A 15,927-nucleotide genomic window follows, 5' to 3' on the forward strand; every position below is an offset into this window, starting at 1 on the left:
TTTAAGAATTTATGATTGTTGTTGAGAGTGGTGGAACTAAATCTACATGGGTTTTTGTATCTGAAAATGAAAAGAAATTCATAGAAACTGTTGGTCTTCATCCACAGGAACTTTCAGCAGAGAAAGAAAAAGCAATTTCTAGTTTGATTGAATCAGAAAATTTAAATGGTCAATCCATTTATTTTTTTGGGGCTGGTTGTGAAAGTTTAGAAGCGAAATCGAAAATCACCATTTTTTTAGAACAGCTAGAATTAGATGTTAAACAGGTGCATACTGATATTTATGCAGCTTGTTTGGCTCATTTAGGAAATAATTCAGGCATTGTTGGAATAATGGGTACTGGAGCGGTTGCAGCTCAATTTGATGGAGCGGTGGTTGTCAAGCAAACTTCAGGATTAGGCTATATTTTGGGAGATGAAGGAAGTGGTTTTGATCTAGGAAAGCGATTATTGCAATACCATTTCAATAAAGATTTACCAATAGAAATCGTAGAATCAATCGAATCTTATTTTGATCATAAATCAATTTTACATCGTATTCAAGAGTCTGATGGAAGAATGTGCATTGCTGGTTTGACAAGAATTGTACACCAATTTCGAGATTTTACTACCGTTAAATCAATATTGAATTCTTCTTTTTCAGCATTTTGTAAAACAGCACTAGAGCCTTTAGATAAAGGTTATTCAATTAATTTTATAGGAAGTGTTGCATTTTTCTTTCAAGATGAATTGAAACAAATTTTGAATGAGAATGGTTATTTAATGGGAGAAGTTAAAAAGGAAGCTGTGAATAGCGTTTTTAATTTTTTGAATAGCTAGGCGCCCTTTTATCTATTAAAAAGTATATTTCATCTATTTTGTTGTAGTTATTTCTTTTAATCTCTTTTTTTAGATTAAAAAAATTAAGATATTGCGCCTTCGTATTTTAATAGATTAATGGAAAAATTTGAATTAGAGGCAACAGCCAATACACCATATATTCAGTTTAACAGTCAATCTGGTGAGATGATTATTCAAGGACGAGCAATCTCAGAGCCGGAAGAAGATTTTTGGGCTCCAGTATTGAAATGGTTTTATGCGTATGCCACTGCTCCAAGCGATTCAACAAGGATGGTCTTCAACCTAGAGTATTTTAATAATTCAGCTTCCAAACAATTTTTATTCTTCCTGCATAAACTGAATGAATTATTCGAAGAAGGAAATGATGTGTCGGTAGTTTGGAAATATGCAAATGATGACCCTGAAATGAAGGAATCAGGATTTGATTTTTCATGTGTCGTAAATGTTCCATTTGAATTTGTTGGTGTCGAATTTGAAGAGGCAGTTGGTGTTTAGCTTAATAACCTCAATGGGATTACCCATTTCTATTGGCTGCCCCAATTATCAGGAACAATAAAACGAACTTCCCCATCGTTAAATAAACACATTATTGGGTTTTCTAAATGTGAATCAAACTCTAAATTTGGTCGTGTATGATTAATTTCAGACGAAGCAAATGCTGATAACCAGTTTGGTCGTGATAAAACTTCAATGGAATATGAATTAAAGTTTTGTAATTCACTAAATCGGAGAAATTTATTGGTTTGTTTTCTATTGATTTTCCCAGGTTGAATAACTTCCTCAGCGAAAAATACTCCTTTAATTAATAAATATGATTGATCTACCTTACGGTTAATTTTATCTTGAATTTCCATTTCTAGACCCAATGGAATTTGATGATTAATTATTTTCTTTAATTTTTTTTCTAGATTATCCTTTAATCGAGGTCCAACCCATTGTGAAGCTTCTTTGGCTTTGTTTATATCCTTTAGTAGAAAGTACTTTGTTGAACATTCTATATGAATAACCGTGTTCTTGTATAGAATAATAAAATCTATTTCTCCTACAGTGATTTTCTCTTTATTAATTTGAAAGTTTTGCAATAATAATTCCACTTCACTGAAAGTTTGAAAGAAATAGGAGAGGAGGGATTCCGCATAAAATCCTAAACGTTTGTTTTTCTTTCTATCTACGAATTGCTCTATATCTTTTGGGTGTTTATCAAGTTGCTTAAAATAGTTTACTGAATCAATTTGCCAATCATCTAGAATTTGTTGAGGGAACAATGAAAAAGGAGATAAATCATATTCATCAGAAAGTGGTGCTTCAGAAAATAGCAGCCAATAAAGGTCTCGCACAACATTACTTTTCAAAGTATGGTAGAATGAAGATTGCATTTTATAAAATTAATGGAATTCTTGAGATTGTTTGGCAATATGGTTTTTCTTAATTATTAACTTTATTCAATTCATACATCATTAGTTCGAAGAGTTAATTTCGGGTATTGGATTACTCCTTACTTCAGGAATGTAAAATAGGTAATTTAGGAATGCTGCTCATTTGAAGTGGTATCCTACGTCAAAAACGTTTAGGTTACCTCATAAAATGTTCAAATATGAGTTTACTTTTATCTGCGCCATTAAAAAAACGGTTTCCTTTTGCCAATCCTAATTGAATTGATATTTTTGTACTCAAATTATTCATAAACTAGAATCACATGAGAATTGTAGATACAATACCGCATGAGCGTTTCAAAATTCAAATTTTTTCGTACAACGGAAAATACACAGTTAAGATTGAATTGGGTCAGTTTGAACAAAGTTATAAAATTGGAGAGCTCGATGTTATGGGATTGGAAGATGTAAAAGCTATGGTAACACAAGAGTTTTTAAGCAATTGTTTGAAGAGATTTGTGGATATGCGATCAGACTGGAATGAGTCTTTTAAAAATAAAAATACTAACATAACAAACTAATAAGCACAATGAAACAATTTTTATCAATTGCAATTTTAGGACTTGGATCAACTTTATTGATTTCATCTTGTAATAATTCAACTACAAAAACGGAAGAAGCCGAAACATCAATTCCTGTTGAGAAAAAGCAAATGGGTGATGGAACGTCTGGAATTGCCATGGCTTTTTATTATCAAGACAGTATTGCAACTCAATTTGGGTTCTACAAAGAGATTGATTCAATAATGCGTGTAAAAGAAAAGAATTTCCAAAGCGAATTAGAATCAAAGTACAGAGCTTACCAAGCTTATGAGGCAGATATCCAAAGGAAAATGGAGAATAATGAAATCACTGGATATCAAATTGAGGAGATTCAGCAAACTGCGATGCAAAAGCAACAAACTATTCAACAATTTGAACAACAACGTGGTGCAGCACTTCAAAAAGAGTCAATGGAATACCAAACTAATTTGATGAGCAAAATTGCAGAAGCAGGAAAAGAATTTGCGAATAAAAAAGAAATAGATTTATTGTTTTTCTACCAAAAAGGAGGCCAAATTACTTTTATCAATAATGCTTTTGATGTAACAGATGAATTCATTGCTTTTTTGAATAAAAGAGAAGATGATCTTATGTCAGGTGTAATAAATGATGATAGCACGGAGTCCGAAACAGACGAGAAGTAGTAATTTTATTGTATACAAACCCCAATACTCAATATTCGATACTCAAAACTCAATACTTAAATAAATGTTTATATCACAAGAAAAGTTACAGAGTAACATTGCTGAATATGTAATTTACATGTATCAGGTTGAAGATATGGTGCGAGCCTACAATTTTAATATAGAAAAGATTCGCCAAAATGTTATTCGACCACAAGTGAAAAGTGAATCATTTGAAGATGAGGCTGTAAAATGGTACGAAGAAATTATCAAGGAGATGAAATCTCGTGGATTGACTACTAAAGGGCATTTACATCGTTTGGGCGAAGTAATAACCGAAATGATTTATTTGCACAATACTTTGAAAGATGTCGTGAAAGACAAGAAATACCTTGATTTACTTGCAGCGGCAGATGAAAATGTTGAGGCTTTTCAAAAGAAAAGTGATTTAGGAGCATTAAATATTGTTGAAGTTTGTTTCCAAGCTTTGTATATGAAGTTGTTACTTAAGTTACAAGGGAAGGAAGTAGGAGCAGAGTCTGAAAAGGCTTTTGACACAATGCGAATTATTTTAGCTTACCTTACTCAAGCCTATCACCAAATGAAAGCTGGAGATATGAGTATGTTCGAAAAGCAAGATTGATACCGAAAATAGGCTTGCAGTATTCAATGCTCAATTAGGTCTAAATACATAAAATTCAAATTAAAGGAGTGAGAACCATAGTGTTTTTCTCCTTTTTTTTGTTTGTAAGAACTATGGTGGTTAAAGGTTCTTTTAATGTTCTTAATCCACTATTTATTACAACCGAATAAAAGCTTTACGTTCTTTCAGGATGTTAGTCTTTTGTTATTTTATAATTGCTTGACCGTTTTGGCTGAGATTAAACTTTGTCAAGATTATAGATCTTTTAATGCTCCGAATTCCGAATAAAAGCTTCAAAATCTTTCAGATTTCTGGTCATTTTTCATTTTATAATTGCTTGTCCGTTTTGGCTGAGATTATACTTTGTCAAGATTGTAGATCTTCTAACGCTCCGAATCCCGAATAAAAGCTTTACGTTCTTTCAGAACGACAGTCTTTTTTCATTTTATAATTGCTTGACCGTTTTGGCTGAGATTATACTTTGTCAAGATTGTAGATCTTCTAACGCTCCGAATTCCGAATAAAAGCTTTACGTTCTTTCAGAACGACAGTCTTTTTTCATTTTATAATTGCTTGACCGTTTTGGCTGAGATTATACTTTGTCAAGATTGTAGATCTTCTAACGCTCCGAATTCCGAATAAAAGCTTTACGTTCTTTCAGAACGACAGTCTTTTTTCATTTTATAATTGCTTGACCGTTTTGGCTGAGATTATACTTTGTCAAGATTGTAGATCTTCTAACGCTCCGAATTCCGAATAAAAGCTTTACGTTCTTTCAGAACGACAGTCTTTTTTCATTTTATAATTGCTTGACCGTTTTGGCTGAGATTATACTTTGTCAAGATTGTAGATCTTCTAACGCTCCGAATTCCGAATAAAAGCTTTACGTTCTTTCAGAACGACAGTCTTTTTTCATTTTATAATTGCTTGTCCGTTTTTCAAACGATCAGATAATGTATAAAACGAAAAAAGCCTCCACTAAAGTGGAAGCTTTTATTCTTAGTGACCCTGTCAAGATTCAAACTTGAAACCTCTACAGCCGTAATGTAGTGCTCTATTCAGTTGAGCTACAGAGCCATTTTTTAAAATCGCTAATCGTTCATAGCGAGTGCAAAATTAATGATTTATTTTCCAATAACAAGTGGAATTTAATAAAAATTTAAATTTATTTTTTTTTGAATATCTAACTCCTTTGTAAATCAGTAGCTAAGGAGAAGTAAATTTGCTATTCTACTTCCGCAGATATTCCACGATCTAATAAATTTGTACACATTTCAGTTAATTTCTCATATTCGCCGGTTTTCACATCACATCTTCCTTTGTAATGAATCAACATCGTACATTGTTCTGCTTGCACTGAATCATGCTTACAAATTTTTATTAATGACTCTATAACAAAGTCGAATGTATTAATGTCGTCATTGTAAACGATTAGATTATGTTCGGCAACTTGTTTTTCAACAACTTCTTCCTCAAATAATGTTTCTGTGCTCATGATTAAATTTTAAGCTTTGTTTATTAGATGCAAAAATACGGTAATATTTTTTCAACACCAATTAATTTTAGAGGGTCAAAAGTAAAATAGCTGCAATTGAAACCACTCCTCCAATAATTTTTAAAGGTGTTGTAGATTCTTTAAAAAATAGTATTCCAACGATAAACGCCGAAATAACAACACCTGTATTATTCATCGCATAGGTTATAGAATCGGAGAAATTACCAAAACGAATAGCCATCATTAAAAAGTATATGGAAAAGAAATTAGGGATGCCTAAAAGAATGCCACCCAGTATTGCGCGCTTTTGCAATTGGAGTTCATTTTTTAGCTTTTTGACAAGCATAATCACTGATCCAATTGATGCCGCAACTCCAAATAGTATCGCTGAAAATATTGCTAGGGATAGGTCACCAACGGCCACTTTTTCTACATAATTAACGATTAAATCCGCTAATCCACTACCTAAAAATAATAGAATAAGATATAAAATATTTGATTGTCCTTTCTCTTTTGCATTTACCTTCTTTTGATAGGTAATTAGAAACACTCCGACAAGTGCTGCTAGAATACCAATAATTTTGGTCCAATACACCTCTTCGTTATAAAGAAATATTGCAGCAATAACTGGGATGACCAGACTCATTTTAACAGTGACCGAAGTTATTCCTATTCCGTTTTCTTGGGCACTTTTGCCCATAAGAAGAAACAGTCCAATAAATAAGGCTCCTAAAATGAAAGCATACGGTATCCAATTTCCTGTGGTTAAATCTCCTGCTTTCCACTCATCTCCAAAAATTATAAATCCAACAATACAGGCAGTGATGTAGTTGTAAACAATGCTTTGAAAAACATTAATTTTAAAGCGTTCAAACATTCTAAAAAAGACCAAAATGAATGTTGAACTCAGAATACTCAATAACAGATAAAACATATAGATCTATGAATTTTTATTCCTTACAAAATGTTGAATAATATCTTTCTCAATAGTTTCAATTGAAATCAAGGTTTTATTTACAAGATTGGGTGCATTTATTCCTTTACCAAAAGTGGAACTTCCTACTAGTTGATAAGCCTCATCCCATAACCCATCTTCAATGAATTGCTTATGGGTTTGCGCTCCTCCTTCAATAAAAACAGAAAGCATGTTTTTTCGAAACAGAATTGATAAGATTTGAGCTGACGACAATTTGACTAAAGTTAATACTTCAACATGGCTAGGTAAATTAAAAATTTCTGATTTTAAACTAATTACAGTTGTTGGCTGACCATCCTGAAAAACTTTTGCCTCGGGATTAACATTTCCATTTGGATCAATTACAAAGCGATGTGGTGATTTTCCTGCAATTTTACGGACATTCAGCAGCGGATTGTCGTTGTTTATTGTTTTCCAACCCACCATAATGGCTTGTTCTTGACTACGCCATTTATGAACATACAATTTCATGCGAGGTTGTGTAATCCAATTGATGCCATTTTCTCTTTCTTCAGGTAAACGGTCCATAAAACCATCTCGGGTTTCTGCCCATTTTAAAACAACATAAGGACGTTTTTTCTCATGAAATGTAAAGAATCTTTTATTTAATTCCCTTGCTTCGGTTTCCATGATCCCAGTGTCAACAATTATGCCTGCATCCTTTATTCGTTGAATACCTTTGCCTGCAACTTGTGAAAATGTATCTACACAGGCAACAACAACTCTTTTGAAATTACTTTTTACAATTAAATCAGCACAAGGTGGAGTTTTACCAAAATGAGAACATGGTTCAAGGGTAACGTAAATTGTGGATTCGGATAGCAACGAAACATCTTTTACTGAATTAACGGCATTGACCTCAGCGTGAGCTTGTCCGTATTCTTGATGAAATCCTTCTCCTATTACTTTGTTGTTGTGGACAATCACAGCACCAACCATTGGATTTGGAGCAGCTTGAACGCCAGGTAATTTTGCAATTTGAAGTGCGCGCTGCATGTATTTTTGATCGAGAGATTTTTGAGTCATACTGCTTGCAATTTAAGGAAAAAACTAATTGTTACTTAATTAGAGTTTAGGATTCTTTTTTAATACTTGTCTTTCTTTCCTCGTTGTTTACTTTTTTCTTTAAGTAAGCCTCTTTAATTTTATTTCCCGAGCTCTCTTACAAATTCCCAAAGTACAACCCCCGCACAAACGGATACATTTAAACTGTGTTTGGTTCCAAACTGCGGAATTTCTAAAACAACATCTGCAATATCAATAATTTCTTGTTGCACTCCATCAACTTCATTACCAAAGACCAAAACATGTTTCTCTTCCGATTTTATATCTAATTCTTGCAAAAGTTGAGTTTTCTCAGCTTGTTCAACAGCGTAAACTTTATATCCGTCGCTTTGATAGTTTTTCAATAAATCAACTAAGTTTTCATGGTGTTCCCAATCAATAGACTCCGTTGCTCCCAAGGCTGTTTTTTGAATTTCTCTGTGAGGTGGTTGAGCCGTTATTCCTCCAAGAATAATTTTTGAGACATTAAATGCATCTGCCGTTCGGAAAAAGGTTCCAACATTGGCCAAACTTCTAATGTTATCGAGAACAACCACTAATGGGAATTTCTCTTTCTCTTTAAACTCTTCTACTGTTGGGCGATTTAACTCCCAAAGTTTTAACTTTCTGTTCATAAGTATTGAAAACTGGAATGGTGTAATCATTGGACTCTCCAACGAAACTTGTATGTTTACAGATTGCAAATAAACACAAACATTTTCATTTTGGCGAACACAAAGACACAAAAAAAACCGGCAGAAACTCCTCTGATGAAACAATACAATCAGATCAAGTCTAAACATCCAACGGCAATGTTGTTATTTCGTGTGGGAGATTTTTATGAAACCTTTGGAGAGGATGCAATTAAAGCTTCTCGAATTTTAGGGATTGTGTTAACCAAAAGAAAAAATGGTGTTGCCCAGCATATTGAATTAGCGGGATTTCCGCATCATTCTTTACAAACTTATTTGCCAAAATTAGTTCGTGCAGGAGAACGTGTTGCGATTTGTGATCAGTTGGAAGATCCAAAATTGACCAAAACTATCGTTAAGCGTGGTGTTACAGAATTAGTTACTCCTGGTGTTTCGATGAACGATCAAGTATTAGAACACAACAAAAATAATTTTTTGGCTTCTATTTATTTAGGAAAGAAAGAACATGGTGTTGCATTCCTGGATATATCGACAGGAGAATTCTTAATTGCACAAGGAGATTCAGAATACATCGATAAATTAATGCAAGGATTTGAGCCGAGTGAAGTTTTGTATTCTCGTCAGCAAGATCAAAAATTCAAAGATTTATTTGGAGAACGTTTTTATACATTTCGTCAAGAAGACTGGGTTTTCACAGAGGATTTTGGGCGTGAATCACTAAACAAACATTTTCAAACCAAGAACCTCAAAGGATTTGGCGTTGAAGAATTAACGGAAGGAATTATTGCTGCTGGCTCCATTTTACAATACATTTCTGAAGCCCAACATAAAGATTTAGGACATATTTCTAAAATCAGTAGAATTGAAGAGGATAAATATGTTTGGTTGGATCGTTTTACAACAAGGAATTTAGAGTTAATCAATTCTCCACACGAAAATGGAGCAACTTTGTTGTCCGTTTTGGATCGCTCAGTGACTCCAATGGGTGGTAGAATGATGAAAAGGTGGATGGTTTTGCCGCTAAAAGATTTAAAAACCATAGAAGCCAGATTAGATGCTGTAGACGCTTTGAATGCGAATGAAGATATAGCATTTGAATTAAGCCAGCGTTTGAGTAATATTTACGATTTAGAACGATTGGCTTCAAAAATCGCTGTGGGAAAAGTTAATCCTAAGGAGGTAAATCAGCTGAAAAACACCTTGTTAGAAATAGAACCTATTCAAAAACTTTTGAAAAGCACAGATTCTAAGGCATTGTTGAGCATTGCAGACCGAATGAATCCTTGCGAACAATTGATTGCATTAATCTCCGAACAATTGGATGAAGATGCTGCAATTCAAGTCGGTAAAGGAAAAGTAATTGCTGACGGTTTCAATGAAGAGTTGGATGAATTGCGAAATCTTTCAAATTCGGGTAGATCATTTTTAGAAGATTTACAAAAAAGAGAAGCGGAAAGAACGGGAATTCCAAGTTTAAAAGTAGCATTTAATAATGTTTTCGGTTATTATTTGGAAGTACGAAATACGCATAAAGATAAAGTTCCAGAAGAATGGATTCGTAAACAAACTTTGGTAAGTGCAGAGCGATATATCACTGAAGAGCTAAAAGTTTATGAAACAAAAATTCTTGGAGCAGAAGAGAAAATAGATATTATAGAAAGAAAGTTGTTTTTAGACCTGATTTTGTCAATGGCTGATTACATCACACCTATTCAGTTCAATGCTTTCCTAATTGGTCAATTGGATTGCTTTTCTTCTTTTTCGAAAGTTGCAAAAGCGAACAATTATAACCGCCCTGAACTAAATGATGGCTTTTCAATCGACATCAAAGATGGTCGTCATCCTGTGATTGAAAAACAAATGGGAGTAGGGGAAGACTACATTGCGAATGATGTGTATTTAGACAATGAAACACAACAGATCATCATGATTACTGGACCGAATATGTCGGGTAAAAGTGCGATTCTTCGTCAAACAGCTTTAATTTCTCTCATGGCGCAAATGGGGAGTTTCGTTCCTGCAAAATCTGCCAAACTTGGGTTAGTAGATAAAGTATTTACTAGAGTTGGAGCTTCCGATAATATTTCCTCTGGAGAATCTACTTTTATGGTAGAAATGAACGAAACCGCAAGTATTTTGAATAACCTTTCGCCAAGAAGTTTGGTTTTATTGGATGAAATTGGCCGAGGAACAAGTACATATGACGGAATTTCTATCGCTTGGGCTATTGCAGAATACATTCATCAACATCCGCAAGCGCATTGTAAAACGCTATTTGCAACGCACTATCACGAGTTGAATGAGATGACCAATAAATTTCCGAGAATTAAGAATTACACTGTGTCTGTAAAAGAAGTCGGTACGAAAATTCTATTCTTACGAAAATTGATTGAAGGCGGAAGTGAACACAGTTTCGGGATTCACGTAGCGAAATTAGCAGGAATGCCAAATCCAGTGATCGAAAGAGCATCGAAAATGTTGAAAGAATTGGAAGCTTCCAACCGTGGTTCGGAACGAGAAAAAGTCAAAGAAGCAGGAAATTCAGCAGATATGCAATTGAGCTTTTTTCAATTAGATGATCCAATTTTAGAGAGCATTCGTGATGAGGTAGCCAATATGGATATCGATACTTTAACACCTGTTGAGGCGCTTTTCAAATTGAATGAAATTAAGAAGAAAGTAGGGAAGGGGAAGTAATTATGAATTGTTTAATTAACAATTACGGATTGTGTTCAAGGGAGTTAATTCTCGTCAGTTCGAGTGAATTTTGTAATGTAGTGAAGAAATTTACATCGAGAACAGCGAGGATGGTTCGATGATTCGTGGTGGGAGTTTTGTTTGATGATTTCCCATGGTAGTTATGTTAGAAAGATTCAAAATAACCGACATTATTCCTTCTATATTGTTATATCTTGTATTTTAGAGCTAAATTTGTGACTATGATAACTAATTTCTCAATAACCAATTCAGTATTTAATCAGTTTCTTTCTGAAATACGCGATGCCAAGGTTCAAAAAGACCGTATGCGTTTTCGTAAAAATATTGAACGCGTTGCCGAAATAATGGCTTACGAACTTTCAAAGACATTGAAGTATTCAGAGAAGGAAATTACTACTCCACTTGGAGAAGCAATAATGAATACCTGCGATGATGAAATAGTTTTAGCTACGATTTTACGTGCTGGAATTCCTATGCACCAAGGGTTGTTAAATTATTTTGATAAAGCGGATTCAGCTTTTGTTAGCGCCTATAGAAAACATATTTCGAAAGATGATTTCGAAATAGAAGTTGAATATTGCGCTTCACCAAGTTTGGACGGAAAAGTTCTAATTATTAGCGATCCAATGTTGGCAACAGGAAATTCTTTGGCCGCTGTTTACGAGGTTTTGAAAAAGCACGGAACGCCAAAACAAATCCACTTGGTTTTTGGTATAGCAACAGAAGAAGGTTTGAATTTTATCCAGAAAAGACTACCGAAATCAACCAAAATTTGGGTTGGAGCGGTAGATGTTGAATTAACAGCTCAATCTTATATTGTACCAGGGCTTGGAGACGCTGGTGATCTTGCTTATGGAGAAAAAGTTTAATTAGTTATGTGGACATACATAAGCTTTGCTTTGTTTAGCTCTTGGAAGTTTATGTTTACTCCTTTCCTTGGGCCGGCTGCTGGATTAACCTTTTGGGAGACATTTATCGTATGTTCAATCGGTGGGTATATTTCAGCATCGATTTTCTATTTTGGAAGCAGTTATTTCATGAATCTTTCTGTTAGAAGGCAGGCAAAACGGGTTAAGAATGCAATACGAAAAGGTAAGCCTATCCCATTGAGCAAGAAATTTACTAAAAGTAACCGCAGAATAATCTATTTTAAACAAAAAATAGGCAGATTATTTTCATATTGGGCTTTTCCTTTGTTTTTTTCAATTCCCGTCGGAACAATTATCGTTGCCAAGTTTTACAAACATCACAAACAAACATTTCCATTGATTATTTTGTTCTTAACTATAGATTGCTTCGTGATAACTAGTGGAGCGTATTTCATAAAAGACCTAGTGTTATGAATTTTATAAAAGATGTTTTTTTTGATTTAGACAGAACGCTTTGGGATTTCGATAGAAACTCCGAGAGTGCCTTGCGTATTATATATGAAGAGCTAAAATTAAGTGATCATTCCTCTTCTTTTGATAGCTTTTTGGATATTTACCGAGATATTAATGCCAAATATTTGGGAAACTACGCGGAAGGTAAAATCGATAAAATTCAATTGAGAAACGGACGTTTTACTGACACATTAAAGGAATTTAAAATTGATAATGTTAGAATGGGAGAGGACATGAGTAGTCGATATTTAGAAATTTCGCCTTTTCAAACACATCTTTTTCCATCTACAAAAGAAGTTTTAGCTGACCTTAAAAACAATAATTTCAAGTTACATATCATCACCAACGGATTCAAAGAAGTTCAATTCACGAAATTAAAGAATAGCGGAATTATCGAATATTTTGATGATATTCTGTGCAGTGAAGAAATTGGAAAAGCAAAACCACACCCTTTGGTTTTCGAAGGTGCATTAAAACGTACAAAGGCAAAAGCAGAAAACTCCATCATGATAGGAGATGATTATAATGCAGATGTAATTGGAGCAGAAAATGCTGGAATTCGTGGTGTTTTATTTGATCCGCACAGAACCCATACAAATAAAATTGGAATCGATAGGGTTGAACATTTGGAAGAAATTCATCCTTTGATCCTTGGTATTTAATCAATTTTCAAGTTTTAATTCTCAAATCACTAATACTCATCAATGAAAAAGGACGATTTGCTAATCGTCCCTACATCATCTCTTCGAATATTGCTTGAATTTTTTGATTCCTTGAATCATTAATCTAACTCAAAATCATTTGTCTCATTTTCTCATACAATACAATTCCAGCAGAAACCCCAACATTATATGAAGAAACTGTTCCTAGTAAAGGAATTTTAGCACGTTGATGAGCGAGTATTAATAATTCTTGTGAAATTCCATCTTCCTCAGAACCCATGATAATCGCTGTTGGACCAGTCATTGTGACATCAAAAACCAAATCATGTGTTTTTTCTGTACATGCTACAATTCTCAAGCCCGATTCTTTTAAGAATGCAACCGACTCTTCTAAATCTCTTGTTTTACAAACCGGAATTTTATGCAATGCTCCAGAAGAAGTTTTGATTGAATCACTTGTGATTAACGCAGAGTTTTTGTCAGGAATCACAATAGCGTGAACACCAGAACATTCAGCTGTTCTCGCAATCGCACCAAAGTTTCTAACATCAGTGATACGATCCAAAACCAAAATATTTGGAATATCTCCTCTTTCAAAAACATCAGCTAAGACATCCGATAATTCATGATAAATTACAGGAGAAATAAATGCTATTACACCTTGATGATTCTTTTGTGTTAATCTATTCAGCTTTTCGGCAGGTACAAATTGTAAAGTGTATTTCTTATTAGCTAAAGCCTCTTTTAACTCTTTGAATAGCGCTTTATCCATTCCACGCTGAATCATTATCTTATTGATTTCTTTTCTGGCATCAATTGCTTCAATTACAGCATGAACACCAAAAATTAAATCCTCTATTTCACCTTTTTTATATGACATATCTTCTTTTCTGAAGTGCAAAGTTAATGCATGTTTTTGAATTTTTCATTTTTTAATTCTAAAACTGCTTATCCCAAGGAGCCAGTCGGTTTGCAAACCGTTCCTAGATGGTACCTTCGATTGATTATTTCAATTCTGGGATTTTTGAATTTTCAAATCTTGTATTCCTCTAAATTTCGAACATATTCTAACATTCCATTGTTATTAGGATAAATTTTGCCGCAAAAGTATGAATATCTCATCTGTCAGGCTATTTTTGTATCATGGGCGAAACGAAAAAAACAATATTTGATTTTTACATTCTTAAACGACTGTTTGTTTATGTAAAACCCTACAGAAAGTTTCTATTCCTAGCCTTCATATTTACAATCGGTTTGGCCGTAGTTTCACCACTTCGACCATGTATAATTGGGGATATGGTCGACGAATACATAGAAAAAGATCAAAATGCAGATGCTTTATGGTTTTGGACCTTGATCATAATTGGAATGCTTGTAATTGAAGCAGTTTTCCAGTTTTTCACCACCTTTTTTGCTAATCTTTTAGCTCAATCTGTAATTAAAGACATCCGGATCAAGTTGTTTAAACATATTATGTCGTTTAATATGAAATATTTTGATCAAACACCTATCGGGGCTGTGGTCACACGAATAGTCTCAGATTTGGAGGCGATTTCTGAAATATTCTCTCAAGGACTAATTAATATGTTTAAAGATATTATCATTTTAATAACGATAGTTGTTTGGATGTTCCTTTCAGATTCCTTGTTGACAGTTTTTGTTTTATTGCCCATTCCTCTGCTGTTGTTCGCCACACGAATATTCGCCAAAGCCATGAAAAAGGCCTATCAAAAAGAAAGTGTTGAAGTTAACCGATTAAATACTTTTGTTCAAGAACGTTTAACAGGTATGTCTATTCTTCAATTGTTTAACAGAGAAGAAGTCGAGAAAGAACGTTTTTCCGAAATTAATGCACGTCATCGACAAGCACATGTGGATACGATTTGGGCCAATTCAATATTCTTTCCAGTTGTTGAATTTTTAACTTCTTTATCCATCGCCTTTCTGATTGTATTTAGTGCTTGGTCTTTAGCCAATGGATTTTCAATTGCTGTAGATTCAACAGGAACGATTGTGATGTTTACACTTTGGGTAAATATGCTTTATCGTCCAATTCGACAGTTAGCAGATAAATTTAATGTACTACAAAGAGGTGTGGTTCGGGCTGAACGGGTTTTCAAAACTTTAGATAGAAACGAAGTAATTCAGGATGCTGGGAAAATAAATGAATTAGATTTCCAACAGAATATTGATTTCAATCAAATTTGGTTTGCATACCAGGATGAGGATTGGGTTTTAAAAGATATTAATCTGAACATAAAACCGAATCAAACTGTTGCCTTTGTGGGTGCCACAGGAGCAGGAAAGTCTTCCATAGTCAATTTACTTTCTCGTTTTTATGAATATCAGAAAGGAACAATTACAATTGGAGAAACAGATATTCGCGATGTAGACTTAACTTACTTGAGAAGAAATATTTCGATTGTACTTCAAGATGTGTTTTTGTTTTCAGATACCCTGTTGAATAACATTACTTTAGGGGATAAAAGTATTACCAAGGAACAAGTTGTGAAAGCTTCTAAAGCCGTTGGAGCACATGATTTTATTATGAGATTACCCAATAATTACGATTATGAAATAGGAGAAAGAGGTGGAGTACTCTCAACGGGTCAGCAACAATTATTGGCATTTATTCGGGCGTATGTTTACAATCCGCACATTTTAATTCTTGACGAGGCCACCTCTAGTGTAGACAATGAAAGCGAGGAATTAATACAAAAAGCTACCGAGAAGTTAACAGTTGGAAGAACATCAATTGTAATTGCACACAGATTATCAACAATTCAACGAGCAGATAAAATTATAGTTCTGGATAAAGGACGAGTGATGGAGGAAGGAAGTCATCAAGAGCTTTTGGCAAAAGATGGATTTTACAAGAATTTATACGAAAAACAATTTTTAGGAGATGGAGAATAAA

15 protein-coding genes and 1 tRNA gene are annotated in these 15,927 nt (G+C 33.9%); 9 read left to right on the forward strand and 7 right to left on the reverse strand.

The features are described 5' to 3' along the window. Window positions 1–11 precede the first annotated feature (11 nt). Window positions 12–818 (forward strand): hypothetical protein, encoded by an 807-nt coding sequence (locus C6368_RS09090; protein ID WP_107038881.1) that lies wholly within the window; start codon window positions 12–14, stop codon window positions 816–818. Between the two features lie 117 nt (window positions 819–935). Further along, window positions 936–1,334 (forward strand): DUF1987 domain-containing protein, encoded by a 399-nt coding sequence (locus C6368_RS09095; RefSeq protein ID WP_107038882.1) that lies wholly within the window; start codon window positions 936–938, stop codon window positions 1,332–1,334. Between the two features lie 29 nt (window positions 1,335–1,363). Here C6368_RS09095 and C6368_RS09100 read toward each other — a convergent pair whose 3' ends face one another. Next, window positions 1,364–2,215 (reverse strand): DUF1853 family protein, encoded by an 852-nt coding sequence (locus tag C6368_RS09100; protein ID WP_107038883.1) that lies wholly within the window; start codon window positions 2,213–2,215, stop codon window positions 1,364–1,366. Window positions 2,216–2,535: 320 nt separating this feature from the next. Between C6368_RS09100 and C6368_RS09105 the strand changes: the two genes are divergently transcribed. From C6368_RS09105 to C6368_RS09115, 3 genes are all read left to right on the forward strand, one after another. Further along, window positions 2,536–2,793: a hypothetical protein gene (locus C6368_RS09105; RefSeq protein WP_107038884.1), complete on the forward strand. Its 258-nt coding sequence runs from the start codon at window positions 2,536–2,538 to the stop codon at window positions 2,791–2,793. Between the two features lie 8 nt (window positions 2,794–2,801). Further along, window positions 2,802–3,458, forward strand: coding sequence for an OmpH family outer membrane protein (locus tag C6368_RS09110; RefSeq protein WP_107038885.1), 657 nt, complete (start codon window positions 2,802–2,804; stop codon window positions 3,456–3,458). 64 nt (window positions 3,459–3,522) lie between these two features. Further along, a complete protein-coding gene (locus C6368_RS09115) occupies window positions 3,523–4,080 on the forward strand; it encodes a DUF4924 family protein (protein ID WP_107038886.1) in 558 nt (185 codons plus the stop codon). Window positions 4,081–5,083: 1,003 nt separating this feature from the next. Here the strand turns inward: C6368_RS09115 and C6368_RS09120 are convergent. The 5 genes from C6368_RS09120 to C6368_RS09140 all read right to left on the reverse strand — a co-directional run bounded on the left by C6368_RS09120 (window position 5,084) and on the right by C6368_RS09140 (window position 8,230). After that, window positions 5,084–5,157, reverse strand: a tRNA-Arg gene (locus tag C6368_RS09120). A 148-nt stretch (window positions 5,158–5,305) separates the two neighbouring features. Further along, window positions 5,306–5,575, reverse strand: a complete 270-nt coding sequence (locus tag C6368_RS09125) for an ATP-dependent Clp protease adaptor ClpS (protein ID WP_107038887.1) — start codon at window positions 5,573–5,575, stop codon at window positions 5,306–5,308. Window positions 5,576–5,642: 67 nt separating this feature from the next. Beyond that, on the reverse strand, window positions 5,643–6,509 hold the full coding sequence (locus tag C6368_RS09130; protein WP_107038888.1) for a DMT family transporter: 867 nt from the start codon (window positions 6,507–6,509) through the stop codon (window positions 5,643–5,645). A 6-nt stretch (window positions 6,510–6,515) separates the two neighbouring features. Next, window positions 6,516–7,577, reverse strand: a complete 1,062-nt coding sequence (ribD, locus tag C6368_RS09135; RefSeq protein WP_107038889.1) for a bifunctional diaminohydroxyphosphoribosylaminopyrimidine deaminase/5-amino-6-(5-phosphoribosylamino)uracil reductase RibD — start codon at window positions 7,575–7,577, stop codon at window positions 6,516–6,518. Window positions 7,578–7,696: 119 nt separating this feature from the next. Continuing rightward, complete coding sequence (locus tag C6368_RS09140; protein ID WP_107038943.1) at window positions 7,697–8,230, reverse strand: RNA methyltransferase; 534 nt, start codon at window positions 8,228–8,230, stop codon at window positions 7,697–7,699. Between the two features lie 135 nt (window positions 8,231–8,365). On the opposite strand from C6368_RS09140, the gene mutS reads away from it, so the two are divergent. From mutS to C6368_RS09160, 3 genes are all read left to right on the forward strand, one after another. Continuing rightward, window positions 8,366–10,945, forward strand: coding sequence for a DNA mismatch repair protein MutS (gene mutS, locus C6368_RS09145; protein ID WP_107038944.1), 2,580 nt, complete (start codon window positions 8,366–8,368; stop codon window positions 10,943–10,945). A gap of 242 nt (window positions 10,946–11,187) precedes the next feature. Beyond that, entirely contained in the window at window positions 11,188–11,835 is a 648-nt protein-coding gene (gene upp / locus C6368_RS09150) for a uracil phosphoribosyltransferase (protein WP_107038890.1), read from the forward strand. 470 nt (window positions 11,836–12,305) lie between these two features. Further along, window positions 12,306–13,010: a YjjG family noncanonical pyrimidine nucleotidase gene (locus C6368_RS09160; RefSeq protein WP_107038892.1), complete on the forward strand. Its 705-nt coding sequence runs from the start codon at window positions 12,306–12,308 to the stop codon at window positions 13,008–13,010. Between the two features lie 124 nt (window positions 13,011–13,134). Here the strand turns inward: C6368_RS09160 and rlmB are convergent, their stop codons facing one another. Next, on the reverse strand, window positions 13,135–13,890 hold the full coding sequence (gene rlmB, locus C6368_RS09165) for a 23S rRNA (guanosine(2251)-2'-O)-methyltransferase RlmB (RefSeq protein WP_107038893.1): 756 nt from the start codon (window positions 13,888–13,890) through the stop codon (window positions 13,135–13,137). A gap of 263 nt (window positions 13,891–14,153) precedes the next feature. On the opposite strand from rlmB, the gene C6368_RS09175 reads away from it, so the two are divergent. Next, window positions 14,154–15,926, forward strand: coding sequence for an ABC transporter ATP-binding protein (locus C6368_RS09175; protein WP_107038895.1), 1,773 nt, complete (start codon window positions 14,154–14,156; stop codon window positions 15,924–15,926). The last annotated feature ends 1 nt before the right edge of the window (window position 15,927 follow it).

This window comes from Brumimicrobium mesophilum, assembly GCF_003025005.1.
Taxonomy (GTDB): Bacteria; Bacteroidota; Bacteroidia; order Flavobacteriales_D; family Crocinitomicaceae; genus Brumimicrobium; species Brumimicrobium mesophilum.

Bases quoted from the DNA above. Each gene is read 5' to 3' on its own strand.
- C6368_RS09090 (WP_107038881.1), top strand. From the start codon at position 12: ATGATTGTTGTTGAGAGTGGTGGAACTAAATCTACATGGGTTTTTGTA.
- C6368_RS09095 (WP_107038882.1), top strand. From the start codon at position 936: ATGGAAAAATTTGAATTAGAGGCAACAGCCAATACACCATATATTCAG.
- C6368_RS09100 (WP_107038883.1), bottom strand. From the start codon at position 2,215: ATGCAATCTTCATTCTACCATACTTTGAAAAGTAATGTTGTGCGAGAC.
- C6368_RS09105 (WP_107038884.1), top strand. From the start codon at position 2,536: ATGAGAATTGTAGATACAATACCGCATGAGCGTTTCAAAATTCAAATT.
- C6368_RS09110 (WP_107038885.1), top strand. From the start codon at position 2,802: ATGAAACAATTTTTATCAATTGCAATTTTAGGACTTGGATCAACTTTA.
- C6368_RS09115 (WP_107038886.1), top strand. From the start codon at position 3,523: ATGTTTATATCACAAGAAAAGTTACAGAGTAACATTGCTGAATATGTA.
- C6368_RS09125 (WP_107038887.1), bottom strand. From the start codon at position 5,575: ATGAGCACAGAAACATTATTTGAGGAAGAAGTTGTTGAAAAACAAGTT.
- C6368_RS09130 (WP_107038888.1), bottom strand. From the start codon at position 6,509: ATGTTTTATCTGTTATTGAGTATTCTGAGTTCAACATTCATTTTGGTC.
- ribD (WP_107038889.1), bottom strand. From the start codon at position 7,577: ATGACTCAAAAATCTCTCGATCAAAAATACATGCAGCGCGCACTTCAA.
- C6368_RS09140 (WP_107038943.1), bottom strand. From the start codon at position 8,230: ATGAACAGAAAGTTAAAACTTTGGGAGTTAAATCGCCCAACAGTAGAA.
- mutS (WP_107038944.1), top strand. From the start codon at position 8,366: ATGAAACAATACAATCAGATCAAGTCTAAACATCCAACGGCAATGTTG.
- upp (WP_107038890.1), top strand. From the start codon at position 11,188: ATGATAACTAATTTCTCAATAACCAATTCAGTATTTAATCAGTTTCTT.
- C6368_RS09160 (WP_107038892.1), top strand. From the start codon at position 12,306: ATGAATTTTATAAAAGATGTTTTTTTTGATTTAGACAGAACGCTTTGG.
- rlmB (WP_107038893.1), bottom strand. From the start codon at position 13,890: ATGTCATATAAAAAAGGTGAAATAGAGGATTTAATTTTTGGTGTTCAT.
- C6368_RS09175 (WP_107038895.1), top strand. From the start codon at position 14,154: ATGGGCGAAACGAAAAAAACAATATTTGATTTTTACATTCTTAAACGA.